Raw genomic sequence first — 26,097 nt, 5'->3', positions numbered from 1 at the left:
TTGCCTGGCAGTCTAGTCACGGTACTCGTAATCGCTATTGCATTTCTGCGCTTCTATGGCGAACAAGACTTTAGATTCCTCAGCATCGTCGCCCAGCCCCAGCTCTGGAGTAACAGACTCACTGTGGCAGCCCTCCTGGCTGCACTGGCTAATTTCGGCGTTGAGTGGAACCGTCGAAATCGAGAAGGAGACCGCGAGGCTGAAGCAAGAGAACGCGAAGCTCGCCGCGAGAGAGAGGAAGCTCGAAGAGATCAACAGACGGCTCTTAGAGATCGACAAGAAGTACGCTACCGCCAAGCCAAAATCCGATATCAACTAGACCCTAGCGAGGCGAACCAACAAGAGCTGGAGTCGGTGTTAGCAGCGCTGGAGGAGTATGAGCAGACCCTGGACGAAGCGCTCAGTTCCTGACCTTAGGGCAGGGCTGAGGATCGCGGGTGGCTAGGGAGCAGTGATCGACCAGACAGGGCTGATTGTAGGCATCCTCGGTTTCTAGTGGCGGCGGCGGCTGGCCAAAGATCATTTCGCAGCTGAAGTCTTCAAAGTTCGGCACCATAGTGAGGGGAATGCCGAAGTCTTCGGTAAAGAAGCGCTGGGTGGGCAGCTTGCACATGTTGACGCACATGCCAACGCAGCGGCTTTCGTCGAGGTAGCGGCATTTTTTAATGTGGACGCCGCTGCGCTGCTGGCGCACCTGCCCCTGGGCGTCGGTGAATTCTACGGTTTTGACCTCGCAGGGGCCAACCAGCCACTCAAACAGCTGCGTGGCAAACCAGGCGTTGAGTTCGCACACCAGCCGGGTGGGCGCAAACAGGTTTCGAATCAGCCAGAGAACCTGGGCGGGCACCAGAGACTTGAGCACCACCGCCACCAGGGCCTGCTGCTGCTGGGCGTTGCGGCCCTGCATGATTTGGCTCGACAAATCCACAAAGCCGTCGTAGCCGCTGCGGGCGGTGTTTTTGCCCACGGCCTTCGCCATTTTGCGGCTGAATAGCCAGATGAACAGGCGATCGCCCAGACCATCTTGGTAAACCGCTTTCTCTGAGGTGGGGCCAAGACCGGTGGCCGGGGGCGACGCCATAGCAAACCAGGAATAAGTACTTACCCTAGAGTAGTACCTACCCCGGCCCGGTGACAGTGCCCCCGCAGGGGTAAAGCCCGAACTAGCCCTCGACGCTGCCCGCAAACTGCTGAGCGTAAAATTGGGCGTAGCGGCTCTGGTTGGCCAGCAGCTCGCTGTGGGTACCGGCTTCAATCACCTGACCCTTTTCCATCACCAGAATGCGATCGGCGTCGCGCACGGTGGCCAGGCGATGGGCAATGATGAATACGGTGCGATCGCTCATCAACCGCTCCAGCGCCTCCTGCACCAGTGCCTCAGACTCGGCATCCAGCGCTGAGGTGGCCTCATCCAAAATTAGAATGCGGGGGTTGAGCAGCACGGCTCGGGCGATCGCCACCCGCTGCCGCTGACCACCTGACAGGTTGACGCCGCGTTCGCCCATCCAGGTGTAGTAGCCCTGGGAAAACTGGCTGATAAAGTCGTGGGCGTTGGCAATGCGGGCGGCTGCTTCGACCGCTTCGATGTCAAAGTCTTTTTGGCCAAAGGCAATGTTTTGGGCGATCGTGCCCGAGAACAGCGTGGTTTCTTGAGGCACAATGCCGATCTGCCGCCGCAGGCTGCGCAGCGTCACCGTGGCCACATCGATACCGTCAATAAAGATTTGGCCCGACTGAGGGTCGTAAAAGCGGGGCAGCAGGTTGACCAGGGTCGATTTGCCCGCCCCCGAGGAGCCCACCAGGGCAATTTTTTCGCCGGGTAGGGCGAGCAGATCCAGGTTCCGCAGCACCGGCTCATCGGCCTCGTAGCCAAAGGTGACGTTGCGATACTCAACTCGGCCAGTAACTGGGGGCATCTCCTTCGCCGTGGGCAACTCGCGTACCGCTGGCTCAAGATCCAGCAGCTCAATGACGCGATCCACAGACGCCTCGCCCTGCTTAAACTCGCCGTAGTTAATAATGACGTGGTTAACCGGGTCGATCAGCATCAGGGCGGCCACCACGTAGCTGCCAAAGGAAGCGCCAGTCAGGTTGCCTTCGGCGATTTGCCAGGTGCCCACCAGCAAAATAAGCATCACCACCACGGCGTAGGTAAAGCCCACCACCGGGTACTGCACGGCTTGAAGCCAGGCGGCTTTGTATTTGGCCTGACGATTTTTCTCGGCCTCTACGGTAAAACGCTCGACTTCGTAGTCTTCGGCGGCAAAGGCTCGCACCAGGCGAATGCCGCTAAACACTTCGGTCACCAGCGATGACAGGTCAGACACCAGGTTTTGGCTGCGCCGCGAGAACTTAAGCATTTGCTCGCCAAACCACCCCGCCAGCACGGCTAATATGGGCACCAAAACTACCGCCGTCAACGTGAGCTGCCAGTTGAGGTAGACCATGTAGCCCAGCACCACCACTAGCTGCAAGACCGATGGCAGAAAGTCGTGGAACAGCTTTTGTACCACCTCACCAATGCGATCGATATCTTCAGTCAGGCGGTAGGAGAGATCGCCGGTTTGGCTGCGCTCAAAGTAGGTCAGACTGAGCCGATGAATGTGGGTATAGACATCGCGGCGCAAATTAAAGGCCACCTCCAGGGCAGCCTTGGCCATCAGCGAATCTTGAATGTACTGACCGATCTTTTGGATCGCAAACCCGGCCATGGTGATAGCGATAAATCGGATGACCAACCGCACATTGCCGTCTGCTAGCTGGGCCAGAATGTTGCCCGACAGCCAGGCCAAAATTGGCCAGTAGGAGACAAAAATGATGGTGCCCAACAGCGCCTGAAAGATAGTAGGCCACTCGCGCCGCACGTAGGGGGCAAGCGTCCAGTAGTTGGAGCCTTGGGGGGGGCGCTTTGGGGTCAAGGGAAACCTTCGCGATCGCGATCACTGTTCAACCACGCTACCAGGTTTAGGCTCGATCTGCTTTGGCCCTGTGCCATTTTGTGCCCCCCGCTGTGTCTCCTACTTAAGTCCTCAGGTTGAGCTTGAAAGGCAAGGCACTACAATCGACCCGTAGCCCACGTTTGAGGGATAGATTGCGAATGCCTACCGTTATTGTCGCCACCGGCAACCCCGGCAAGCTCAAAGAAATGCAGGTGTACCTAAACGAGCTGGGTTGGCAGCTTGAGCTCAAACCCGACGAGATTGATATTGAAGAAACCGGATCCACGTTTCTAGAGAATGCGCGGCTGAAGGCGGTGGGGGTAGCCAAGGCGCTAAATCAGTGGGCGATCGCCGACGATTCTGGCCTTGAGGTGCACGCCCTCGGCGGTGCCCCTGGCATCTACTCAGCCCGCTACGCCGACAGCGACCAGGCCAGAATCGATCGCCTGCTGCGGGAGCTGGCGGCAGTGGGCGATGGGCAAGGCCCCGCCCAGGGGGGCGAACGCGATGCTCAAGGAGCCACCCAAAGGGGCGATTCCGGAACGGATCGCAGCGCTCAGTTTGTTTGCGCCCTGGCTCTCGCCAACCCCAGCGGCGACATCGTGCTTGAAACTGAGGGCATCTGCCACGGCGAAATCTTGTTTGAGCCGCAGGGCACAGGGGGCTTTGGCTATGACCCGATCTTCTACCTGCCCGCCCTGGGTAAAAGCTTTGCTGAAATGTCGCCCGCCCAAAAAGACGCCAATAGCCATCGAGGTATTGCTTTTGCCCAGCTGATGCCCGATCTCAAAAAACTAGCCCTGGAGTGAGCCAGTGTTGACTGAGCCATTCCAGGGCTAAAGATTGCGTTCTAACCTGCGATCGCAAAAGGGCGATCGCTCTTTCGGGCCAAGCTGGAACCCTTTCAGACTAGATTGGCAGGCTAGGCCTCACGGTTAAGGAAATCTTGCAGTTGCCCCAGAGCAGCCCGACCAATGTTAAACACAGCCCAGCTTGCGGCTACAGCAATCGGCAGTAAAACAACAACGACTCGCCAGTCCATCGGGCATGCCCTCCTAAAACGTTTTACTTAAACAGTTGTCACAATTTTCTCATAATGTACACCAGATGGGGCGATCGCAAGCACAGAGATTTGGCAGCTTTCCCCAGGGCCAGCACCGCTATGGGGGGTAAACCGCTCGCCCAGTACCAGAAGCTCTGGCCCAACCTCAAGCTCCATCATCCCGGCGTGATCCTAGCGTTCCAGACGTCAGCTTAGGTTCGATCAGAGCGGGCCCAATATTGCACTACCCCGGCATTGGGGCATCAGCTGATAGCTAAGCGTTGCGCCCTAGATCGCTGCCGGACAGGCAAATGCCCTCGCGCGGTCTGCATTGATGTGGCCGTCTTGTCAATATCTCCAGCGATAGATAAGCCTCTCATTCTTTGTGTAGAGAGTATTTTGTTTTTTTAAGCCTACTCTTGGAGTAGCAATCAAGCGTTCAGAGCCATGTCCGATGCGGGTTTCTGGATTGATTGCTGCCCTGTGTGTTCGTTGGAGTTTGTAGATGACTGACCAGTTGGTCAATGATTGGCCAACTGGTTGGCGGCAAAAAGTATTGACTCTCGCCTGTGATCTCGCCTTCTCTTTGACCACAGGCCATATACCAATCGTCCATGTCACTGACGCGGCACCCCCAACAATAAAAACAGCCATAGCCGTTCCCTGAGCGAAGTCGAAGGGAACGGCTATTTTCAGGGCAAATCCGAATCGCACGGCGCCGATTTCATACAGGCAGCTTACGTGGGGGCCACCGGGGTTTGCCCAACCCACCAGGGACGGCCAAGGCAGATTCAGTAGGGTTTGACGCTTCTGGCTAATAGCTCAGCAGCTTACGCCTGGCTGGAGAGGTCGGGCTTTAACAGCAGACCTGGCGCTTGTGCAGCCATGCTCTAAGTTCCCTCTAGGTCTGTGTGCCCTCGCCCTAGAGGATGCGGCCTGGGTGCAAGCCAGCGGATCTACGCTCTATCTATTGGGGCGATCGCCCTTGAGAGCACCTCTGCCCTCAGAGCAGCCCTTAGGGCAACTCGGCTCCGCAGGCAGGGGTGCTGCTTGGTGTCCATTTCTATGGCTGCTGGTAGGGAGGGGTTGCTGCGGCAGGGCGCGATCGCGCTACCGTCGAGGCCTGCAACAGCGGCCTTGCAGATTGTTTCGCCCCCCGCTGCAGACTCTTCTTTATAATTCTCTAGCCGCTATTTTTTGGCTAATGCCTAATGCCTAAAATTCCCTTGGCCAAAGAATAAAGCCATGCCAGATTCATGTTTTTGGCGGCCTGAAAAACCCTTAATTTAATTTTCCCAGAGTTATTAACTTGTGAAAATTTCGCTTACCAAGGATGGCCGTGATTCTGTAGTTTGTTACTTAACCTGTCTTGGCTCTAAGGATACGCAGGCTTTTCTGGAGCGTTCTAAATCGTTTCCAGGCGAGTTTAGTCTCTGTGAGCTTAGCTGTTAAACGCTGAAACCTTTAATTTCATGCTTTTCTTTGGCCTTCCAGCGAAAAGGCAATGGGTTTCAGGTCAGTTCGTCATGCCTAAACGGCCTATTTAAGCTTTCTATAGACTCAGGTTATATCCGTCTATTCAGTAGGAAGCGCCTTTATCCGCTCTGTATTTTCGAGTAGAAGAGAGGAGAGTCCCATGACCATAAGTCCCCCTGAACCGGGACAAAAAGTCAGGGTCGTGGTTGATAAAGACCCGGTGCCAGTCTCATTTGAGCGATGGGGCAAGCCGGGCCACTTCGACCGCACGTTGGCTAAGGGACCCAAAACCACCACCTGGATTTGGAACCTTCACGCCGACGCCCACGACTTTGACAGTCACACCAGTGACCTAGAAGATATTTCCCGAAAAATCTTCAGTGCTCACTTTGGTCACTTAGCCGTCATCTTTATTTGGCTCAGTGGCATGTATTTCCACGGGGCTAAGTTTTCGAACTACGAAGCTTGGCTCACCAACCCCACGGGCATCAAGCCGAGTGCCCAGGTGGTCTGGCCCATCTTTGGCCAGGAAATCCTGAATGGCGATGTGGGCGGTGGCTTCCACGGCATTCAGATCACGTCTGGTTTGTTCCAGATGTGGCGGGCCAACGGCATTACCAACAGCTTCCAGCTCTACTGCACCGCCATTGGGGCGCTGGTGATGGCTGGCCTGATGCTGTTTGCCGGCTGGTTCCACTACCACAAGCGGGCACCCAAGCTGGAGTGGTTCCAAAACGTGGAATCGATGATGAACCACCACCTGGCCGGACTGCTGGGTCTGGGCTGTCTGGGCTACGCTGGTCAGCAAATCCACGTGTCGTTGCCCATCAACGCCTGCATGGATGCGATCGATGCCGGGCGACCTTTGACCCTGGGTGGTCGAGTGATCGACTCGGTGGGGGCCATACCGTTGCCCCACGAGTGGATCCTCAATAAGGCCTTGATGGCAGACCTCTACCCCAGCTTTGCTGAGGGGTTGAAGCCCTTCTTTACGCTCAACTGGGGCGTGTACGCTGACTTTTTGACCTTCAAAGGTGGTCTCAACCCCGTGACTGGCGGCCTCTGGCTGTCGGATACGGCCCACCACCACCTGGCGCTCGCCGTCCTCTTTATTGTTGCCGGTCACATGTACCGCACCAACTGGGGCATCGGCCACAGCATGAAGGAAATTCTGGACAACCACCAGGGCGACCCGCTGCTGTTTGGTGGCCGCGGTCACCAGGGCCTGTTCGAAGACCTGACCACCTCCTGGCACGCCCAGCTGGCGGTCAACCTGGCCATCCTTGGCTCTCTCACGATCATCGTGGCGCACCACATGTACGCCATGCCGCCCTATCCGTACATCGCCACCGATTACCCCACCCAGCTGTCGCTGTTTACCCACCACATGTGGATTGGCGGCTTCCTGATTGTGGGGGCCGGTGCCCACGCCGCCATCTTCATGGTGCGTGACTACGACCCGGCAGTGAATAGAGACAATGCTCTCGACCGCATGCTTCGCTCGCGCGATGCGATCATCTCGCACCTGAACTGGGTGTGTATCTTCCTGGGCTTCCACAGCTTTGGTCTGTACATCCACAACGACACCATGCGGGCCCTGGGTCGTCCCCAGGACATGTTCTCGGATACGGCCATCCAGCTGCAGCCGATCTTTGCCCAGTGGGTGCAGGGCTTTCACGCCGCTGCCGCTGGCAATACCGCGCCCAACGCGCTGGCTAGCGTCAGCCCCGTCTTCGGGGGTGCTGGCGTCGCGGTGGCCGGCAAAGTGGCGATGATGCCCATGGCCCTCGGCACCGCCGACTTCATGGTGCACCACATCCACGCCTTCACCATCCACGTGACGGCACTGATCCTGCTCAAGGGCGTGCTGTTTGCCCGCAGTTCCAGGCTGATTCCCGACAAAGGCGAACTGGGCTTCCGGTTCCCCTGCGACGGTCCCGGTCGGGGCGGCACCTGTCAGGTTTCCGGTTGGGACCACGTGTTCCTCGGCCTGTTCTGGATGTACAACTCGATCTCGATTGTGATTTTCCACTTCAGCTGGAAGATGCAGTCAGACATCTGGGGCACGGTCAGCCCCGATGGCACGGTGAGTCACATCACGGGCGGCAACTTTGCGGCCAGTGCCATCACGATTAACGGCTGGTTGCGCGACTTCCTCTGGGCGCAGGCCTCGCAGGTGATTGGCTCCTACGGCTCGGCGCTGTCGGCCTACGGGTTGATGTTCTTGGGTGCGCACTTTGTCTGGGCCTTTAGCCTGATGTTCTTGTTCAGCGGTCGCGGCTACTGGCAAGAGCTGATTGAGTCCATCGTCTGGGCGCACAGCAAGCTGAAGGTGGCTCCTGCCATTCAGCCTCGGGCGCTGAGCATCACTCAGGGTCGAGCTGTGGGTGTGGCCCACTACCTCCTTGGCGGTATTGCCACGACCTGGGCCTTCTTCTTGGCAAGAATCATCTCGGTGGGATGACCCGTTTGGTCATGGGATCTCCGTAGGGGTACAGCAGGCTGTGCCCCTGCACCACAACCCAAACCACCGAATGTCGACGAATTGTGTTTTCTGACCCATTCGTACAGCAAACCTGTTTTGATTCATGGCAACTAAATTCCCTAAATTTAGCCAGGACCTGGCTGCCGATCCGACCACTAGGCGGATCTGGTACGGGATTGCCACCGCCCACGACTTTGAAAGCCACGACGGCATGACGGAGGAAAATCTTTACCAAAAGATTTTCGCCTCCCACTTTGGCCACCTGGCAATCATCTTTCTGTGGACGTCGGGCAACCTGTTCCACGTCGCCTGGCAAGGCAACTTTGAACAGTGGGTAAAAGACCCGCTGGGCACTCGTCCCATCGCCCATGCGATTTGGGATCCGCAATTTGGCCAACCCGCCGTGGATGCCTTCACCCAGGCGGGGGCTAGCTACCCGGTTAACATCTCGTTCTCTGGGGTCTACCAGTGGTGGTACACCATTGGCATGCGCACCAACAACGACCTCTACAGCGGGGCGCTGTTCCTGCTGATTCTGTCTGCGGTGTTTCTGTTCGCGGGCTGGCTGCACCTGCAGCCCAAGTTTCGCCCCAGCCTGGCCTGGTTCAAGAATGCTGAGTCTCGCCTCAACCACCACCTGGCGGGTCTGTTTGGGGTTAGCTCGCTGGCCTGGGCCGGTCACCTGATTCACGTGGCGATTCCCGAAGCGCGGGGTCAGCACGTGGGCTGGGATAACTTCCTGTCGGTGCGGCCTCACCCGGAAGGGTTAAAGCCGTTCTTTACCGGCCAGTGGGGGGTCTACGCCCAAAACCCAGATACCCCTAACCATCTCTTTGGTACGGCGACCGGGTCGGGCGATGCGATTCTCACCTTTTTGGGTGGCTTCCATCCCCAGACTCAGTCGCTGTGGCTGACGGATATGGCCCACCACCACCTGGCGATCGCGGTGATCTTCATCATTGCCGGGCACATGTACCGCACCAACTTCGGTATTGGCCACAGCATCAAGGAAATCTTGAATGCCCACCGTCCCCCCGAGGGCACTCCCTTTGGCGGTGCGATCGGTGAAGGTCACAAGGGCATTTACGACACCTACAACAACTCGCTGCACTTCCAGCTCGGTTGGCACCTGGCCTGTTTGGGGGTGATCACGTCGCTGGTGGCGCAGCACATGTACTCGCTGCCGCCCTACGCCTTCATCGCGAAGGACTACACCACCCAGGCGGCGCTCTATACCCACCACCAGTACATTGCTGGCTTCATTATGGTGGGGGCCTTTGCCCACGGCGCGATCTTCCTGGTGCGCGACTACGACCCCAAGGCCAACCACAACAACGTGCTCTACCGCGTGCTAGAGCACAAGGAAGCGATCATCTCTCACCTGAGCTGGGTGTCGCTGTTCCTGGGTTTTCATACCCTGGGACTGTACGTACACAACGATGTGGTGACTGCCTTTGGCACCCCCGAAAAGCAGATTCTGGTCGAACCCGTGTTTGCTCAGTGGGTGCAATCGGCCCACGGCAAGCTGCTCTACGGCATGGATACTCTCCTATCCAACCCCGACAGCATTGCCACGACGGCCTGGCCTAACCACGGCAACGTGTGGCTCGGCGGCTGGCTCGATGCCATCAACAGCAGCACCAACTCGCTGTTCTTGAACATCGGCCCTGGTGACTTTTTGGTTCACCATGCGATCGCCCTGGGTCTGCACACCACCACCTTGATCCTGGTCAAGGGTGCGCTGGATGCCCGTGGCTCGAAGCTGATGCCCGATAAAAAAGACTTCGGCTACAGCTTCCCCTGCGACGGCCCCGGCCGGGGCGGCACCTGCGACATCTCCGCGTGGGACTCGTTCTACCTGGCGATGTTCTGGATGCTGAATACCATTGGCTGGGTGACCTTCTACTGGCACTGGAAACATCTGGCGCTGTGGTCGGGCAACGTCGCTCAGTTCAATGAAAACTCGACTTATTTAATGGGCTGGTTCCGAGATTACCTGTGGCTTAACTCGTCGCAGCTGATCAACGGCTATAACCCCTACGGCATGAATAACCTCGCCGTTTGGGCCTGGATGTTCCTCTTTGGACACCTGGTCTGGGCCACCGGCTTCATGTTCTTGATCTCCTGGCGCGGCTACTGGCAAGAGCTAATCGAAACTCTAGTCTGGGCCCACGAGCGCACTCCCCTGGCGAACCTGGTTCGCTGGAAGGACAAGCCCGTTGCCATGTCGATCATCCAGGGTCGGGTTGTGGGTCTGGCTCACTTTACCGTGGGCTACATCCTCACCTACGCCGCCTTCCTGATTGCGTCAACTTCTAGCCGCTTTGGCTAGCCAGGCTAACGCCTCTTCCCGTAGGGTGGGCACCGCCCACTTTACACCCCTAGAGCAAAATCCCCTCCTCGGAGGGGCAGGGGTGGGTTCTACCAGTCTGGTGCAACCCACCCCATGCTCCAAACTCTCTGCTTAAGAGAGAAAAGCAATTTTAGTCAACTCAATATTATTGGTAAAAACCATAGTCTCTGGTGGACAGTGCCCACCCTACAAAAGAAATTCAAAAAATAGTTTGAGATGGTAAACGGGCTCTCTGCGATCGCTCTTTGCCACCTCCCAACCTTGAGACGGATGGAGACTCTCCGCTTCTCAAGAGTCCTGGTTCTTCGGGGTAGTTGAGCCAGGACTTTTACTGTCTAGCTATGAACCTAGTCCGTCAAGATTTTGGCTTCGTTGACGTAGCCTGCGGCATCGAGCTTAATCACCAACCATTCATAATCAATGCTGATAAAGCTGCGCTCTGGCCCCAAAACGTAGACCATATCGTAGCCTGAGAAGCTTTTTTCAGGTTCCGGGGTGCCCAGCAGCTCAATCACGCTAGCTCGGGATCTGCCCATCAAAATATACTTTGCCACTAGGTCATCCACCATACAAAGACGAACGTAGGTGGGGCTGGCGCTGAGGGCAGGGTCGTTCCACCTAGCGAAGTTGAACTGGGTGTAGCCCCGGCAGTGTTGCCACTCATCCCAGTTGGTTTTAGCCAGCAGACCGCCAACCACCAAAAACGGAAAGCTTGTTACCAACACACCGCCAATGATCAGGCCGACTAGGAGACGGCGACGGTTCTTTGGTTTTGGCTTTTGGGTGGTAGGTAGCATCTTGAATTGATGAAAAGGCGTGGGTCCATCGAGACATACTACCCATGCCAACCGAAAAGTATCAGGCGAACCCTGTGTGCAACTCGCGTCGTACCATCTCTCTCGCTATATTCGCACCACCAGCGATCGCGCCACCACAAAAAGCTGAGGCTCAGCCATGCACTGCGTCGTCACCATCCAGCCGCAGAGGATGGTTGTGGTTCCTGCAATAAGCCATGACCTAGCTCAATTATGCAGTTAAATGGGGGATGGTTCTGGATGCCCGCCGTGGCTCCGCTGTTCACCCCCTGCGAGGCCCCGTGTCAGACGCGAAACCTTCTCGATCGCTTGCCAATATTGCGGGCATCGTGGCTGTAGCTACGATTATCAGCAAGTTTGCCGGGCTGTTTCGGCAGCAGGCGATCGGAGCTGCCTTTGCGGTGGGGCCGGTGGCCGATGCCTACAGCTTTGCCTACATCATTCCCGGCTTTTTGCTAATTTTGCTGGGGGGTATCAACGGGCCGTTTCACAGCGCGATCGTCAGCGTGGTGGCGCGGCAGGATCGCAAAGACACCGCCAAGCTGATCGAGGCGGTCAACACCCTGGTGGGATTGATCCTGATTGGGGTGTCGGTGCTGCTGTTTGCGTTGGCGGGGCCAATTATCGACACCATTGCCCCCGGTCTTTCCCAGACTGACACCATCGCTCGCGACATCGCCGTGCTTCAGCTGCGAATTATGTCGCCGATGGCGCTGCTGGCGGGGCTAATTGGCATTGGCTTTGGGGCGCTGAATGCCGACAGCCAGTTTTGGCTGCCGTCGATTAGCCCGATTTTTTCTAGCGGGGCGGTGCTGGTGGGGCTGGGGCTGCTCTACGGGGCGATCGGGCGTGACATTACCAGCCCAGAATTTTTTATGCTGGGCGGAGCGGTGTTGGCGGCCAGCACCCTCAGTGGGGCGTTTTTGCAGTGGCTGGCGCAAATTCCGGCCCTGTGGAAGTCGGGGCTGGGGCGGCTGCGGCTGCGGTTTGACTGGTCAATTCCGGGCGTGCGCGAGGTGATGCGGGTGCTGGTGCCCGCTACCCTGTCGTCGGGAATGCTGCAAATTAACCTGTTTACCGACCTGTTTTTTGCCTCGTTTATTCCTGGTACGGCGGCGGCGCTGAGCTACGCGAATTTGCTGGTGCAGACGCCACTAGGCATTATCTCAAACGTGATTTTGGTGCCGTTTCTGCCGCTGTTCGCCCGGCTGGCGGCCCCCGAAAACTGGCCCGAACTCAAGACCCGCATTCGCCAGAGTTTGCTCTTTACGGCCCTGACCATGCTGCCTTTGGGCGCGATGTTTGTGGTGCTGGCCCAGCCCATTGTGCGGGTGATCTACGAGCGCGGGGCCTTTGATGCGGAGGCGTCGAACTTGGTGACCTCGGTGCTGATGGTCTACGGCTTTGGCATGTTTGTCTATCTGGCTCGTGACGTGCTGGTGCGGGTGTTTTATGCCCTGGGTGACGGGCAGACCCCCTTTCGCATTAGCCTGATCAACATTGTGCTGAACGGGGTGCTCGACTTTTTCTTCATTCGCTGGCTGGGGGCACCGGGTTTGGTGCTGGCCACGGTGGGGGTAAATGTGTTTTCGACCCTGGCGCTGACGGCGATTTTGCATCGGCGGCTGCGGGGGCTGCCGCTGGGGGAGTGGGGTGGCGCGATCGCCCTGCTGACCGCCCTCAGCGCGATCGCTGGCACCGCCGCCTGGGGCACTCTGCGGTGGCTAGAAACCCAGTTCGGCACCGAGGGCATTGGAGTGCTGGTGCTGCAACTGCTGATCCCTGGCGGCGTGGGGCTGCTGATCTTTGCGACTGGGGCATTCTTGCTGCCGATACCTGAGACGAAGCAGCTAGCGGCGCGGATTCGGGAGCGGGTGAGGCGGTAGGGGAGTGGATGGGTAGGTGGGTGGATGGGCGGATGGGTGGGTGGAACTCAGCGGCGGTTGAGACTGGCGCATAATGGAGGTGATTATGCAACGGCAAGGTGCAAGTATGGCCGATCCAATCACCCTTGACGATATTTACGCTCTGTTCCGCACCTCTCAGGCCGAGGCGGATCGCCGATTTGCTGAAGCTGATCGTCGGGCAGCAGAATCTAAAGCAGAATCCGACCGCTCAATGGCCGAGCTTAAACGCCTCGTTGACAACACCACCCGCGCTGTAGATGGGCTTACCACTCGCTGGGGCAAGTTTGTTGAAAACCTGGTCGAACCCTCAGTGGTGCGGCTCTTTCGTGAGCGGGGCATTGAAGTGCAAGAAACGGCCCGCCGGGTGAAGTCGCAGCGCCCTGGTGCGGAGATGGAAATTGATATCTTGGCCATCAATGGTGATGCTGCCGTTGCAGTTGAGGTCAAGTCGCGATTGTCACGCCAAGATGTGGAGTACTTTCTAGAACGCCTGGAGCGGTTCAAACAGTCATTTCCTCACTACGCCAACTATCGAATTTACGGGGCCGTGGCCGGGATTGAAATTGATGAAGGGGTTGACCGCTTTGCCTATCAGCGGGGACTGTTTGTAATCAAGCAAACTGGCGATACGGTCACGATTGCCAATAACTCGACCTTTCAACCCACGGCCTGGTGAGACCTATGGTGGCAGCTACACCCGTCGATCGCGAGGCGGCGCTACGGGAAATTTGCGCCGGGCTCAGGCGAGGGCAGCAGGAGCTGGCCGCTTGGGAGCGTGGGCGGCTGGCGGTGTCGGCGGTGCCGGGGTCGGGCAAATCGACGGGGATGGCGGCGGCGGCGGCGATCGCGATCGCGCGTCACCAGCTGCACCTGAACCGACAGCTGGTGCTGGTCACCTTTACGCGATCGGCGGCGGCCAACCTCAAGGCCAAGGTGCGGGGGCATTTGAAAAACCTGGGCCTGCCCCAGACCAGCTTTACCGTCTCTACCCTGCACGGGCTGGCGCTCACCATTGCCACTCGCAACCCAGAGCTGTCGAACCTGAACCTCGACACCCTGACGCTGGTTTCCCCGGCGCAGAACAACCGCCTGCTGCGGGCCTGTGTGGAGCAGTGGATTGTCGCCAACCCCGACCTCTACCACCACCTGATCGAAGGCCGACAGTTCGACGGCGAAGAAACCGAGCAGCTCCGGCGGCAGTCGGTGCTGCGTACCGAGGTGCTGCCCAGCCTAGCCCACACCGTGATTCGCGAGGCCAAAAGTTCGGGCCTGATGCCCGCTGATTTGCTGGAGCTGGCCCACCAGGTCAACCACAATCTGCCGGGGGATGTGGAAGACTACGATGTGCTGACCATTGCGGCAGGCCTGTACGATCGCTACCAAACCCTGCTCTCCCAGCGGGGCTGGATCGACTACGACGACATGATTTTGGGTGCCCTGCGTACTCTGGACGATCCTGACAGTCGCCGCTTTTGGCAGGGACGCACCTTTGCCGTGTTTGAAGACGAAGCCCAGGACTCGTCGCCTTTGCAGACTCGGCTGCTGACCCTGCTGGCGGGCGATCCTGAGCATCCTGAGGGCGAACCCAATCTGGTGCGGGTGGGCGACCCCAACCAGGCCATCAACTCGACGTTTACCCCGGCAGACCCGGTTTTCTTCAACCAGTTTTGTGATGACTGTCGCCGCCAAAATCGTTTGGTGACAATGGATCAGGCGGGGCGCAGCAGCGCGATCATTATGGCGGCGGCCAACCGCATGCTGGCCTGGGTCAACCAGGCGCGAGTGGCGGGGCCAGAGACGCCCTTTCGCGACCAGGCGATCGCCCCTGTGCCCCCCGACGACCCCCAGCCAGGGGCAAACCCAGACCCGCTGGGGGTTGGCCTAGACATTCTCTCGCCGCCCACGACGCAAGACTCTGTGCGGCTGATGGCTCAGCGGGTGCGCGACCTCTACGCCGAGAACCCCGATCTCAGCTTCGCCATTCTGGTGCGGGAGGGTCGCCAGAGCCAGTTTGTCGGCAGCCTGTTGCGCGACCCGGACCAGGTGGGTGGGGTCGATTTGGCCGCCCTGGGGCTGAAGTTCTACGACGTAGGCGAGCAAGACCGCCAGACCAAAGTGCCTGAAGAAACCCTGGCCATGCTGCAATTCATCGAGCGGCCCCACTCCGCCGATCGCCTCAAGGGGGCGCTGCGGGTGCTGGTCGATCGCAAGCGCATTCCCACTCAAGATCTCAACGCCCTGGCCCAGGCCCCCGAGCAGTTTCTCTACCCCGGCCCGCTCGATGCCCCGCCCGATACGGAGGTAGCCCAGACGGCGCGGCGCTACTGTGCGGGGCTGTTGCGATCGCGCCTCGAACTGCCCCCCTACAGCCTGTTCTCGTTCATTGGGCTAACGCTGGGTTACAACCAGAGCGAGCTAGCCACCGCCGACAAGCTGGCCGCCCGCGTCAGCCAGCAAATTCGCAATGAGAATACGCTGGGGGCGGCGATCGCGGTGCTGCAAGATATTGTTGGCTCTGAACGCTTTACCGCCGTCGATACCGAAGACACCGACTCGCTTTACACCCGCCCCGGCCAGCTGACGCTGATCACCATGCACAAAGCCAAGGGGCTCGACTGGGACGTGGTGTTTTTGCCTTTTCTGCACGACAAAACCATTCCTGGCACCCTGTGGGTACCGCCCCAGGGCGAGTTTTTGGGCGACTTCACCCTGGCGGAGGTGGCGCGGGCGCAAATTCGCACCTATGCCCACGCGGTTGAGTCCGCTCAGGGCGACATTCCCGACATCATTACTGCCTGGGAGCAGGCCAAGCACCTCAAAGCCGCCGAAGAGTACCGCCTGCTCTACGTTGCCATGACCCGCGCCAAACGCCTGCTGTGGATGTCAGCCGCCCAGCAGGCCCCCTTTACCTGGAGTAAGCCCGAGAATGTGCAGGCCGCCAACCCCTGCCCGGTGCTGCCGGTGCTGCGGGAGTGGCTGCGGGGCGGAGCACCGATAGAGGAGTGATCCGCGTAACCCCGGTTCTGAATAGGCGGTTGGCGCAGGGGCACAGGCGCAGCCAGATCGCTTTACGGTGCAGCCCGACTGCGGGTTAGCCCAGACCGATCTAGCCTGCGTCAGGTGGCATGGCCCGAATAGCGGTATCGATCTCAGGAAAATTTATTCTCAGCACAAGGGCGCGGCCACAAGGCTGAACCCCGACCAGGGCAGCAGCACCTATGCCGGGGTTCATTCGGTATTCAACCTTACAAATCAGGAAGAATTAGCCAGGGCTCAGAGCCAGAGTAAGATGCGATTTATCGATGTTCAAGACTTATCCAACCGATCGCAGATCACCCGCCAAAATCCAAGATCGCCAATAGTTCGACAAGCTCACTACAAGGCCAAAATTGCTAGTCAATGCGCTCGATCTGCCAAAGAATTTGGTTGCCTTCTCGCCGCACTCGCGATACAGACCAGTTGCGCCAGGCCCAAAACTCGCCCCGACTCGTAACGGCACTCGCGTTCACATCCATTAAATCGGCAAGTTCTGAACTGGTGATCAAGTAGCCCTGCTTAGCAATTTCGTCAGCTATTTGCAAGGTTTCAAGCACGTTGCGGAGGTTGTCAACCCTAACCTCACGAGGTAGAGAATCAAAGTTTTCACTAATCGGAGAAGTTCCAGAGTCTGCCATGATACATAATGCCATCCAAAGCTAAAATCAAGCTAAATTCTACCTTTAGACCTTCGGCTTCAGGGAAATTTGGCTCATAAATTATCTATGCTTTGCATTAGAAATACTTATAGCAAGTATTGATTTTCCTGGGGCGCGTTTAAAGAACGGGCCGGACGCAAGGGAGGAATAGTGGCCGATTAGGGGGTCACAACTATTCCTCCTGGCTTTTAGGCGCTGCTAGCCGTGGGGTGGCGACGCTCCTGCTGGATTAGCAGGTAGCCCATTGCCAGCCAGAAAATCAGCAGCCCGCCGGTAATGGCCAGCATGGGCAGCAGGCCCAAACGGGCAATTAGCGCCGGGGCCGCCGCTGTGAATAGCCCACCGCCCACAATCGGTTCAAAGAAAAGCTGCTTGTAGGCAAAGCCCTCAAAAGCCCCCGTGCTGTTGTCGGGATCGACCATGCGCAGCAGCAAAATGCCTGTGGCGGTAACGCCCATTGACTGGCCCATGTCGCCAATGCCTTTCTCAAACCAGTAGCTGGGAAAGATGCGCGGTGCCCACCACAGAAAGACCAGCACGTTCCACAGAATGCCGACGATGCTGAGAATGAGAAAAACGCCCAGGTTGCTGCCGATGACGCTGAGAGAGATGGTCGCGATCGCAGCAATAACGACTACATCGAGCGCTACCCCGGCAATGTTCTGCACCATGGGCCGAATCACCAGTGCCCCCAGCCCCAGTCGATTGAGAATGGCCTGGGTGATAATGCCGCCAATCAGCGCCAGCGGAAACAGCGGCACGTACTCAAACAGCGTAAAGCCGCCTTCGCCGCCCCAGGTCACCGACTCGATCCACTGCATGGCTTCGAGAATGAGCCAGCCAATCGCGATCGCCAGCCCGACAATGGCAAAATTAATCGACAGCGGGTCAACCAGCAGGTTGCGCAGCAGCCGCGCCCGCTCCTGCCGCACCTCTGGGGTTTCGCTCACGACGTTGAGGTCAGGAATTTCTGACGGTTCGATCACCTGACGAGTAACGGCATCGACATGGCCCTTGCGGCGGCCCCAGTCGGCCAGGGCGGTGCCGCAAATAATGCCTGAGACAATGCCCACCGTCGCCAGACCCAGAGCCAGGTCGGCTCCGTCGGCAAAGCCCAGCTCCACGAGGGTGTCAGCCATGCCGCCAGCGGTGCCGTGCCCGCCCTCAAAGCCAATTTCAATCAGCGCCGCAGCAATGGGGTTGACGTTAAACAGCGGAATCAGGATCAGCAGGGTGGCTAAGCAGCCCACCACATACTGCCCCCAGGCCAGGGTTTGGCCAAAGACCACCTGAGGGGCCGCTTTACGCCAGATCTCGCGCGGGGCTGGAATCGTTTCGCCTAAAAATAGGGCCGCAAACACAACATTGATGAATACCCCTGGGGCCTGGGCCCACACCCCACGGATATCTTCGGCGAACAGACCGCCCGCCAGCAGTGAGTCGGGGCCAGAAATTGCGGTTGCGATCGCCCCCAGCACCTCTGGCCCCAGCAGCAGCGCCAGCGCCCCAGCCACAATCGAGGCGGGCAGGTAGAGCCGCTGAAACCACTGAATCTGATGCTTGAGGTAGCGCCCCAGCAGCAGCAGCAGCGCCAGCAGCACAAAGGCAAATAGAACAGTACGCAGGTTAAACACAAGGTTTCTCCAGGTCGGTGCAAGCAAGGGCGGCAACACCTACCCCAGCTATTGCTATACAGCCACTGATTGAAGGGACTTGCAGTAACCCTGGGCACATGTACTAAATTGTCTACAGGGAGAATAAATTTGGAAGGCTATTCCAAACCTGACTGGTTAAGGGCAAACCCCAATCAGTTCGAGTTGTCCCTGTCGTTCCTATTCGAGGTATCTCCGTGGCCAGCAAAGATCAAATCAAGCAGCACCTTGCGCTCACCAGCAAAATCAACTTCAGCGGCGTGACCCCCGCCAAAAGCGAAGACCCCCGCAAGACGAAGATTATGCAGCATGTGAAGAAGAGTCTGGGATAGGTGTGGATGGGTAGACGGGTGCATGGGTGAGTGAGTGAGAGCTAGGCGCAGCGTCCTCATCTGAGCCAAAACCTGTCTGCCCTCCTACGCACCTACGCGCCCACTCACTTACCCGCCTACAAATAAGCCACCGGATTCACCGGATTCCCATTCTGGCGCACCTCAAAGTGCAGGTGAGGGCCGGTTGAGAGACCGGTAGAGCCGACGGCGGCGATCGCCTGCCCCTGCTGCACCGCCTGCCCCTCGCTCACCAGCAGGCGGCTGGCGTGGGCATAGAGGGTGCTCAGCCCGCCGCCGTGGTCAATAATGACCGCCTGACCGTAGCCACCGTACCAGCCCGAAAAAATGACTCGACCCGAGTCGGCGGCACGAATGGTGCTGCCGTAGGTGGCCGAAAAGTCTATCCCAGCGTGGAAGCGGCTGTAGCCGAGAATGGGGTGAACCCGGTTGCCAAACCCGCTAGAAATATTGGCGTTGGCGGGGAAAACAAACCGTCCGGTGCCGCGAATGACCCCGGTGCTGGCCGCAATCTTTTGGCGAATCAGACCGGCGATCTGCTCTGAGTCGCGGGCAAGCTGAGCTTCGGCGGCTTCTAGGGCACCGCGCTGATCTTTAAGCCGCGAGATCAGCTGCTTTTCGGCGCTGGCCTCGGCCTCGTACTGCTGCTTTTGAGAGAGCAGTTGCTGTCTCAGCAGGGCAACCTGGTTGCGCTTTTCTTCGACCGCCGCTTTCTGCTTTTGAATGGCTTCGGCTTTGGCCTTGAGGTCGGCCAGCACCTGGCGATCGGCAGCATAGACCCGCTTGAGCTGATACTGGCGATCGAGAAATTCGTTAAAGTTTTGGCTCTGTAGCAGCACCGCCCAGCCCTCGCTGCCCTGCTGCCGCTGCAGGTACTGTAGCCGGGCCACGGTGCCGCTGCGAACGTTTTCGTAGTCGTCTTCCGCTTTTTTGAGCTGAGCCTCAAAATCCTTGAGTTCTTTTTCGGCCTGGCTCAGCTGGTACTCGGTTTCGCTAATTTGGTTAGCGGTATAGACAATGTTTTTTTCCAGGTTTTGCAGATTTGACTCTGAGTCGGCCTGGCGATCTTGAATCTCGTTCTGCTGCTGCTGTAGCTGGTTGCGCTGCTGTTCGAGCGTTTTTTGCTTATTTTGCAGGTCTTGAATGGATTGGGCCACCAGTTCGGGTGGGGCGGCTAGCGCTCTAGATACGACCGTCAACCCCAGCCAGCTCGCTAGCACCAGGGCCAGTGCCGCGCTTAGCCAACGCCTCCAGGTAGATCGCCTGGTCGGGGCAGAAGACAGTCGGTAAGGTTGCAGCATGGTCACAGGCAGTACCCGGAGTTGAGAGTTGGGAGCTAGCCGCTGAGGGTAAAGGCAATTTTCGCGCTTTTGGTTCTCGCGCCCTAAAGACGAATGGTCGAGCCAATCGCCAATACCCCAAAGCTAAAAATGGCCGCACCGGCCAGCCGATTTAACCACTTTAGTCGGGCCGGTGTCAGCCTTTGGCTAAAAAGCGTTACACCCCAGCTCAGGCAGAGCCACCAAAGAGCCGACCCCAAAAACACCCCTGCAATTAGGGCCGTTGAGGCAGCCCACGACTGGCTGCTGCCCACCAGGCCCAGCCCGGCAAAAATCGCAATGAAGGAAAGAATAGTCGCGGGGTTGGTCAACGTCAAGACCAGGGTGGAGGCGTAGGCACCCCAAAGCCCTCGGCTGGATACCCTGGTGGCCTCGCTGGCGGGGTCGGCCCGCAGGGTGCCGATGCCTAAATAACAGAGGAATAGACCGCCGATCAGCCGCATGGCCAGGGCGTGGCTGACGAGGAGATCCGCCACCGCCGTCAGCCCAAACCCAGCAATGCAGCCGTAGAGGCCATCGGCGGTGGCCGCCCCCAGCCCCGTCACCAGCCCCATCAGCTGGCCCTGGGTGAGCGACCTGCGGATGCAGAGCAAGCCAATTGGGCCGACCGGGGCCGCGATCGCCAGCCCCAGCCCCATGCCTTTGAGCAACGCCCAGCCTTCCATAGCCCCTCCCCAAGACTCTCTACAAGGACTCGCGCAAGTGGTCTAGCGATGGCACCTGGGTCTCTTTCACCGTCGAAAGCACGATCAGGGTGCGGGTTTTGACGACGCCTGCGATCGCTTTTAGGCGATCGGTAATCAGCGCCTCCAGGGCGCGAGTGTGGCGGCAGCGCACCTTCAGCAGGTAGTCGTCGTCACCCGTAACGTGGTGGCACTCCAAAATTTCTGTCGCCTCCTGCACCGCCGCCAAGAACCCCTGTCGATGGCGGGGCTGGTCGAGCGTCACCGAGATAAACGCCGTTAGATCTAGCCCCAGGGCTTCGGCATCGAGTCGGGCGCTGTAGCCAGTGATAATGCCGCGCTCTTCGAGTTTTTTGACGCGATCGGCGGTGGCCGGAGCCGACAGCCCCAGCTGCCCCGCCAGCTCAGCCCAGGTCATTCGCCCCCGCTGGCAGAGTAGAGCCAGAGTTTTGATATCAAGGTCATCAAGTTCCATGACCTTACTTTAATAGGCAAAAATAGGTTTTGATCTTGCAGACTAAGCTTAACTGGAGTATTTGCCAGGGTTTCTTGACACAGCCAAGTTCGAGTAGAGCACCACAATGCCCCTGCCAAGAGATTTTGCTCATCAATGTGGCTTAACTAAAGCTGCTGGGGCAACCCATTATCGGGAGCGGTTTGATCGGTTAAGCAAAGAATTCCTGAATTTAGATCAGAGTTTTTCAGAAGTTTTTCCCCTCGTGCAGATTGGGCACATATTCCATGCTGTTAACTGTGTTCTCTGCTGTTGAGCGAAGTGAACATCTTACTTCACTGCGAAGTGAACCTCTTGACTCGTGGGAGCAATCCTTCAGCCCTGTTGAGGTTCCCCGGTTGCCTCTCTACCATTGGTGTGTAGCTATGACCGTATCTACCCTCATCCCGCCCAGCGTGCAGTGTCCCGAATGCGGTGGGCACAGCATTGTGGAGTACAAGCCCACGGTGTATCACTGCCTCAAGTGCGGCTTTGAAAAAGACCTCAGCGTCCCTCCAGCCTCACCAGAGGCTGGGTTGGGCTCAGCGATCATGGGCCTGGCTGGCTTTGGCCTGGGGCTGCTCATTCTGCTGTAGGGCTAGGCAATGGCTTGATAGTGCAAATGCACCACAGTATCATAGGGGGGCTGACCCCTGGGCTCCCCTATGGCCATTGTTTCTTCCCATACTCCCGACGACTCGGCCAAGCCCAAGGTGGCTAAGGCTAAGGCGGCTAAGTCTAAGCCGTCAGCGTCTGGCGATGAAGCCGCCCTGCAGCCGCTGCTCTCGTTGGTCAAGGGTGGCGACGTGCAGCCAGAAGATATCCAGGCTGAGCCCTCAGATGCGGCAGCAGGGGCCACGACACCCACGGCCCCAGAAGACAGCCTGCGTCCCCAGCGCCTGCAAGATTACATTGGGCAGGCGGCGTTAAAAGAGGTGCTGGGCATTGCGATTCAGGCGGCTCAGTCGCGCCAGGAGCCGCTCGACCATCTGCTGCTCTACGGGCCGCCGGGGTTGGGCAAAACCACTATGGCCCTCATTTTGGCTGAAGAAATGGGGGTGACCTGCAAAATTACGACCGCCCCGGCCCTAGAGCGTCCCCGCGATATTGCCGGTCTGCTGGTCAGCCTCAAGCCCGGCGATGTGCTGTTTATTGACGAAATTCACCGCCTGCCTCGGGTCACCGAAGAAATTTTGTACCCGGCTATGGAAGACTCGCGCCTCGATATCACTATCGGTAAGGGGCAGTCGGCCCGCACCCGCAGCATTCCGCTGTGCCCGTTTACGCTGGTGGGGGCAACGACTCGGGTGGGGGCGCTAAGCTCGCCGCTGCGCGATCGCTTTGGCCTGATTCAGCGGCTGCGGTTTTACGAAATCGACGAGCTGACTCCCATCGTGCTGCGCACCGCCGACGTGCTGAAAACGCCCATCGAACCCGCCGGGGCCGAAGAAATTGCCCGCCGCGCCCGCGGCACGCCCCGCATTGCCAACCGTCTGCTGCGGCGGGTGCGCGACTACGTTGAGGTCAAGGCAGCTGGGGCGATCACGGCGACTCTAGCGGCCGAAGCCCTGGAGCTGTTTAACGTTGACCCCTGCGGCCTCGACTGGACCGATCGCCGCCTGCTCTCGGTGATGATTGAAAACTTTGGTGGTGGCCCGGTTGGCCTCGATACCATGGCCGCCTCTACCGGCGAAGACCCGCAAACCATTGAAGAGGTCTACGAACCCTACCTGCTGCAAATTGGCTATTTGCAGCGTACTCCCCGAGGGCGAATGGTGACCCCCGCTGCTCGCCGCCACCTGGGCTACGACGAGGGGCTATCGGACGACGGCAGCCAGATGACGCTGCTGTCGTGACTGGGGCGATCGCAGGTCGTCTTTAAGTAAGGCTCAGTCCAGCCTCACCCATCACGCTGAGGCCGTCTGCCCGTTGAACGCAACCATCGCCGCTCTCTCCCCCGGCAAATCGATGATGGCCTGCATGAGGTTGGTCTGGTTTAGGTTGGCCCCAGATAGGTCGGTGCCCAGCAGGTTAGCCCCCAGCAGGTTGGCCCCAGACAGGTCGGCGTTCGCCAAACAGGCTCCCCACAGATCGGCGTGCATGAGGTTGGCCCCCGCTAAGTTGGCCCCGCTCAGGTCTACCCCGGTGAGCCTGGCCCCGCTCAGGTCGGCCCCCCACAGCGATGCCCCTGGAGCCAGGCGGTGCAGGGCTTTGGGCACTTGAAACCCACGCGGAAACTGAGTGCTGTCGGAGTAGAGCGCTCCTTCTAGGTTGGCGGTGGCTAGCTGGCATCCCCGCAGGTTAGTGCCAATCAGGTTGGCCCCGCGCAGGTCGGCCCCGCGCAGGTCGGCCCCGCGCAGGTCGGCCAGCATCAGGGTGGCCTGACGCAGGTCGGCGTAGCGCAGGTCGCTATCGCCCATCAGGGCGCTGAGCAGGTTGGCCTGCTTTAGCACAACCCCAAACAGCTGGCTGTTGACCAGCAGTGCGCCGCTCAGATCGGCGGCGGTCAGGTCAGCGCCGCCCAGATCGCGTTCTCGCAGGTCTTTAGTGGCTAGGGTGGCCCCTGGTTCCAGGCTCCACATGTGGGCTTCTTCAGGGTTAAACCCGGCGGGAAACTGGGTGCGAGCATTGTAGAGTGCGCCCTCTAGACGAGCGCCACCCAGGTCTGCCCCGGTGAGCACCGCTTCCCTCAGGTCGGCCCAGCGCAGATCGGCCCCCGATAGATTGGCATCGCTAAACTGAGCCTGCTTGAGGTTGGCGCGGCGAAAGTTGGCCTGGGTGAGGTTAGCCCGACTAAAGTCAGCGCCCCAAAAATCAACTCTGGCCAGGCTCCAGTGGTTGAGGTCGGCCCCGGCTAGATTGATGCCGGTAAAATCTCGCTCCCCCTCCACAAAAGCTGTCCAAAGATGTTCTAGCGTTTTGAGATTCATGCTTTTGTACTGCTCAACATTGCACGGATATCGTCAGCGATCGGCGATCGTTTGCCTACCGGGCTATCACCCCTGATGGGCGATCGCCAGATGGGGCCACGGCACCGCCTGCTGGGGTGGCTCTGACTCCTGCACCCACACGACGTAGCCGCTGTCGTCTAAGGTAGCGATCGCTTTTTTACCCTGCTGCTGTAGCTGCTGTACCAGCCTCTGGGCTTTGTCCACATCGGGGCGATTGCGGTAGTAGCGGTAGTATTCGCCTTCTACGGCCAGGGCCAGGCACTGCTGCTGGTTGGCCCCTTGAATGTGATACAGAGTGTGGTCTTCTAAGGCCGTAGGGCGCAGCCTGGGCTCGGCTGAGGTCGAAGCTTGAGGATCGGGTTTGGCGGGGCCCTGCAGCAGACTACTCCAGTCGAGGGCGACGGTAGGCCGCTCGGCCTCCGCTAGCGGGGCTGCTTCTGCACTGAGGCCAACGACGTAGTCTATATCGGCGGGGTCAAGCGGGCGATCGCTGACCGTCTCCAGTACCTCATTGAGTAAGCTCTGGTGGCGCTGCGATCGTCCCTGGCGCGATCGCATGGCTTCAGCGGTGCCAATGCCAATGGCGACGCTCGACAAAATGGCAAAGCCAATGTAGCGAATCGAAAACTCTTTGTGCTGGTGGGTAATCAGGGCTGAGTCAACCCAGACACTCAAAGGCTCAGGTAGCCGTTCTGAGAGCTGGACCGCCTGGTCAGAGGCCATGGGCCAGGTGAGGGCGGCAAACCCAGCGCTAGAAGCAAGCAGGGCAGGCAAAACAATACGACGAAAGGGTGAATTATCCATAACAGGGAACATACTGAGGAGAGCAGGCCACCCTCGGGGGGATCTCCCTCACAATACGCAATAGACCAGCAAGAAACTGCGAATTCCCTACGGGTACTCTGTGATACTTTGATGAAACCTCGGATGTGTCTACGTATTTATACGGTTATCTCAGTGCTACTTCGTCGCTACTCAGGAACGGTTTGACTTCCTTCACAAAAAACCGCCGACCACTATCGCAACTTGATGCTGGCCGTCCTGATCGGTTCCAGTATCTCTGAGTATTGGAGTGCAACCTCTCTAAACCGGCTCTCCGGTCTGGCCTATGCGGTGGAATATCTTAGTCAGCCTGCTGGTGCTGTTAACAGCTGTGACACCGACGGCGCTGCGGGTGGCGCGCGAGCAGCTGAGCCGTTACCAAACCCTCGATGCCGCTACCGATGTCGCTACAGAAACGGTCGCTACCGCCGCCCGATCGGCGATCGCATCCTCCGATTCGCGTGACGAAACCGTCGACAAGCGCCGCTGCCAGCGCTGCGATCTGGCCGCAGCTGACCTCAGCGGCCAAGACCTCAGCAATCAAAATTTTCGAGCGGCCAATCTGGCCGAGGCCAACCTGAACGGCACCCAGCTGATCAACGCCGTGCTGCACCAGGCCGATCTCACCCAGGCCACCCTGCATCAGGTCAACCTCCAGGGAGCCGACCTGTCAGAGGCAACCCTAGTGCAGGCCGACCTGAGCCAGGCCCAAATGCTCCACACCAGCCTGGTAAAAGCTGACCTGACCAGCGCCTCGCTCACCCAGGCCGAGCTGCGCGATGCCGCCCTGTGCTCGGCTCAGCTGCGCCAGGCCAATCTCTCTGAGGCCAGCCTCTATGGCGCTGTTTTGCGCCAGGCCGATCTGTCTAACGCCGATCTGCGTGGGGCCGACCTGCGCTACGCAGACCTCTACGAAGCCGATCTCACCAATGCTAATCTCACCGGGGCACGGCTAGAGTTTGCCACTATGCCCGATGGCAGCACCTATAACCAGGGCTATGTGAAACCGATTAACCCCTCCCAGGGCTGCGATGCCACTCGCATAGAAAGCGTGGCCGATCAGCCGACGTCTTAGCGCTGTACCAAGTTGGCTT

24 protein-coding genes are annotated in these 26,097 nt (G+C 58.8%); 12 read left to right on the top strand and 12 right to left on the bottom strand.

The genetic code is table 11. The annotated features are described in order from the left end of the window. The first annotated feature begins 55 nt into the window (after positions 1–55). Positions 56–319, top strand: coding sequence for a hypothetical protein (locus ACQ4N7_RS03075; RefSeq protein WP_430710159.1), 264 nt, complete (start codon positions 56–58; stop codon positions 317–319). 81 nt (positions 320–400) lie between these two features. Here ACQ4N7_RS03075 and ACQ4N7_RS03070 read toward each other — a convergent pair whose 3' ends face one another. Together ACQ4N7_RS03070 and ACQ4N7_RS03065 are read right to left on the bottom strand one after the other, a co-directional pair. Further along, positions 401–1,081 (bottom strand): DUF4033 domain-containing protein, encoded by a 681-nt coding sequence (locus ACQ4N7_RS03070; RefSeq protein ID WP_430710158.1) that lies wholly within the window; start codon positions 1,079–1,081, stop codon positions 401–403. Between the two features lie 82 nt (positions 1,082–1,163). Next, positions 1,164–2,918: an ABC transporter ATP-binding protein gene (locus ACQ4N7_RS03065; RefSeq protein WP_430710157.1), complete on the bottom strand. Its 1,755-nt coding sequence runs from the start codon at positions 2,916–2,918 to the stop codon at positions 1,164–1,166. 179 nt (positions 2,919–3,097) lie between these two features. Between ACQ4N7_RS03065 and ACQ4N7_RS03060 the strand changes: the two genes are divergently transcribed. Further along, positions 3,098–3,748, top strand: coding sequence for a non-canonical purine NTP pyrophosphatase (locus ACQ4N7_RS03060; protein ID WP_430710156.1), 651 nt, complete (start codon positions 3,098–3,100; stop codon positions 3,746–3,748). Between the two features lie 113 nt (positions 3,749–3,861). Here ACQ4N7_RS03060 and ACQ4N7_RS03055 read toward each other — a convergent pair whose 3' ends face one another. Continuing rightward, the gene (locus ACQ4N7_RS03055; RefSeq protein ID WP_106871929.1) at positions 3,862–3,981 is read right to left on the bottom strand and encodes a photosystem II protein Y; all 120 of its coding nucleotides are present in this window, start codon (positions 3,979–3,981) and stop codon (positions 3,862–3,864) included. 348 nt (positions 3,982–4,329) lie between these two features. Beyond that, the gene (locus tag ACQ4N7_RS03050; protein ID WP_430710155.1) at positions 4,330–4,635 is read right to left on the bottom strand and encodes a hypothetical protein; all 306 of its coding nucleotides are present in this window, start codon (positions 4,633–4,635) and stop codon (positions 4,330–4,332) included. 982 nt (positions 4,636–5,617) lie between these two features. Between ACQ4N7_RS03050 and psaA the strand changes: the two genes are divergently transcribed. After that, entirely contained in the window at positions 5,618–7,921 is a 2,304-nt protein-coding gene (gene psaA, locus ACQ4N7_RS03045) for a photosystem I core protein PsaA (protein WP_430710154.1), read from the top strand. 124 nt (positions 7,922–8,045) lie between these two features. Next, entirely contained in the window at positions 8,046–10,274 is a 2,229-nt protein-coding gene (psaB, locus tag ACQ4N7_RS03040) for a photosystem I core protein PsaB (RefSeq protein ID WP_430710153.1), read from the top strand. Positions 10,275–10,642: 368 nt separating this feature from the next. Here psaB and ACQ4N7_RS03035 read toward each other — a convergent pair whose 3' ends face one another. Next, positions 10,643–11,092 (bottom strand): hypothetical protein, encoded by a 450-nt coding sequence (locus tag ACQ4N7_RS03035; protein ID WP_430710152.1) that lies wholly within the window; start codon positions 11,090–11,092, stop codon positions 10,643–10,645. Positions 11,093–11,391: 299 nt separating this feature from the next. On the opposite strand from ACQ4N7_RS03035, the gene murJ reads away from it, so the two are divergent. From murJ to ACQ4N7_RS03020, 3 genes are all read left to right on the top strand, one after another. Continuing rightward, complete coding sequence (gene murJ, locus ACQ4N7_RS03030; RefSeq protein ID WP_430710151.1) at positions 11,392–12,996, top strand: murein biosynthesis integral membrane protein MurJ; 1,605 nt, start codon at positions 11,392–11,394, stop codon at positions 12,994–12,996. Between the two features lie 106 nt (positions 12,997–13,102). Next, positions 13,103–13,693, top strand: coding sequence for a hypothetical protein (locus ACQ4N7_RS03025; RefSeq protein ID WP_430710150.1), 591 nt, complete (start codon positions 13,103–13,105; stop codon positions 13,691–13,693). Between the two features lie 5 nt (positions 13,694–13,698). Further along, positions 13,699–16,023 (top strand): ATP-dependent helicase, encoded by a 2,325-nt coding sequence (locus ACQ4N7_RS03020; protein WP_430710149.1) that lies wholly within the window; start codon positions 13,699–13,701, stop codon positions 16,021–16,023. A gap of 386 nt (positions 16,024–16,409) precedes the next feature. Here the strand turns inward: ACQ4N7_RS03020 and ACQ4N7_RS03015 are convergent, their stop codons facing one another. Together ACQ4N7_RS03015 and ACQ4N7_RS03010 are read right to left on the bottom strand one after the other, a co-directional pair. Then, positions 16,410–16,691 carry a hypothetical protein gene (locus ACQ4N7_RS03015; protein WP_073610147.1) on the bottom strand — a complete coding sequence of 94 codons (282 nt, stop codon included), beginning with the start codon at positions 16,689–16,691 and terminating at the stop codon, positions 16,410–16,412. Between the two features lie 209 nt (positions 16,692–16,900). Next, complete coding sequence (locus tag ACQ4N7_RS03010) at positions 16,901–18,346, bottom strand: sodium/glutamate symporter (RefSeq protein ID WP_430710148.1); 1,446 nt, start codon at positions 18,344–18,346, stop codon at positions 16,901–16,903. 215 nt (positions 18,347–18,561) lie between these two features. Here ACQ4N7_RS03010 and ACQ4N7_RS03005 point away from each other — a divergent pair, with 215 nt between their 5' ends. After that, positions 18,562–18,696: a hypothetical protein gene (locus tag ACQ4N7_RS03005; protein WP_430710147.1), complete on the top strand. Its 135-nt coding sequence runs from the start codon at positions 18,562–18,564 to the stop codon at positions 18,694–18,696. 116 nt (positions 18,697–18,812) lie between these two features. Here the strand turns inward: ACQ4N7_RS03005 and ACQ4N7_RS03000 are convergent, their stop codons facing one another. Then, positions 18,813–19,871: a murein hydrolase activator EnvC family protein gene (locus tag ACQ4N7_RS03000; RefSeq protein WP_430710146.1), complete on the bottom strand. Its 1,059-nt coding sequence runs from the start codon at positions 19,869–19,871 to the stop codon at positions 18,813–18,815. Here ACQ4N7_RS03000 and ACQ4N7_RS02995 point away from each other — a divergent pair. Continuing rightward, the gene (locus ACQ4N7_RS02995) at positions 19,858–20,004 is read left to right on the top strand and encodes a hypothetical protein (protein WP_430710145.1); all 147 of its coding nucleotides are present in this window, start codon (positions 19,858–19,860) and stop codon (positions 20,002–20,004) included. The two genes, ACQ4N7_RS03000 and ACQ4N7_RS02995, sit on opposite strands and share 14 nt — an antisense overlap. Before the next feature lie 94 nt (positions 20,005–20,098). Here the strand turns inward: ACQ4N7_RS02995 and ACQ4N7_RS02990 are convergent, their stop codons facing one another. After that, on the bottom strand, positions 20,099–20,719 hold the full coding sequence (locus tag ACQ4N7_RS02990; RefSeq protein ID WP_430710144.1) for a LysE/ArgO family amino acid transporter: 621 nt from the start codon (positions 20,717–20,719) through the stop codon (positions 20,099–20,101). Positions 20,720–20,738: 19 nt separating this feature from the next. Beyond that, complete coding sequence (locus ACQ4N7_RS02985) at positions 20,739–21,212, bottom strand: Lrp/AsnC family transcriptional regulator (protein WP_430710143.1); 474 nt, start codon at positions 21,210–21,212, stop codon at positions 20,739–20,741. Between the two features lie 404 nt (positions 21,213–21,616). On the opposite strand from ACQ4N7_RS02985, the gene ACQ4N7_RS02980 reads away from it, so the two are divergent. Beyond that, positions 21,617–21,826 carry a hypothetical protein gene (locus ACQ4N7_RS02980; RefSeq protein ID WP_430710142.1) on the top strand — a complete coding sequence of 70 codons (210 nt, stop codon included), beginning with the start codon at positions 21,617–21,619 and terminating at the stop codon, positions 21,824–21,826. A gap of 69 nt (positions 21,827–21,895) precedes the next feature. After that, positions 21,896–23,086, top strand: coding sequence for a Holliday junction branch migration DNA helicase RuvB (gene ruvB / locus ACQ4N7_RS02975; RefSeq protein WP_430710141.1), 1,191 nt, complete (start codon positions 21,896–21,898; stop codon positions 23,084–23,086). Positions 23,087–23,137: 51 nt separating this feature from the next. On the opposite strand, the gene ACQ4N7_RS02970 is transcribed toward ruvB, so the two are convergent. Both ACQ4N7_RS02970 and ACQ4N7_RS02965 read right to left on the bottom strand, forming a co-directional pair. Beyond that, positions 23,138–24,160 (bottom strand): pentapeptide repeat-containing protein, encoded by a 1,023-nt coding sequence (locus ACQ4N7_RS02970; RefSeq protein ID WP_430710140.1) that lies wholly within the window; start codon positions 24,158–24,160, stop codon positions 23,138–23,140. Between the two features lie 66 nt (positions 24,161–24,226). Then, positions 24,227–24,985 (bottom strand): hypothetical protein, encoded by a 759-nt coding sequence (locus tag ACQ4N7_RS02965; protein ID WP_430710139.1) that lies wholly within the window; start codon positions 24,983–24,985, stop codon positions 24,227–24,229. A 304-nt stretch (positions 24,986–25,289) separates the two neighbouring features. Here ACQ4N7_RS02965 and ACQ4N7_RS02960 point away from each other — a divergent pair, with 304 nt between their 5' ends. Continuing rightward, the gene (locus ACQ4N7_RS02960) at positions 25,290–26,078 is read left to right on the top strand and encodes a pentapeptide repeat-containing protein (protein WP_430710138.1); all 789 of its coding nucleotides are present in this window, start codon (positions 25,290–25,292) and stop codon (positions 26,076–26,078) included. The last annotated feature ends 19 nt before the right edge of the window (positions 26,079–26,097 follow it).

It is taken from the genome of Nodosilinea sp. AN01ver1 (genome assembly GCF_050565655.1).
GTDB lineage: Bacteria > Cyanobacteriota > Cyanobacteriia > Phormidesmidales > Phormidesmidaceae > Nodosilinea.
The sequence above is the reverse complement of the archived record's forward strand: the minus strand, read 5'-3'. Positions and strand labels throughout refer to the sequence as shown.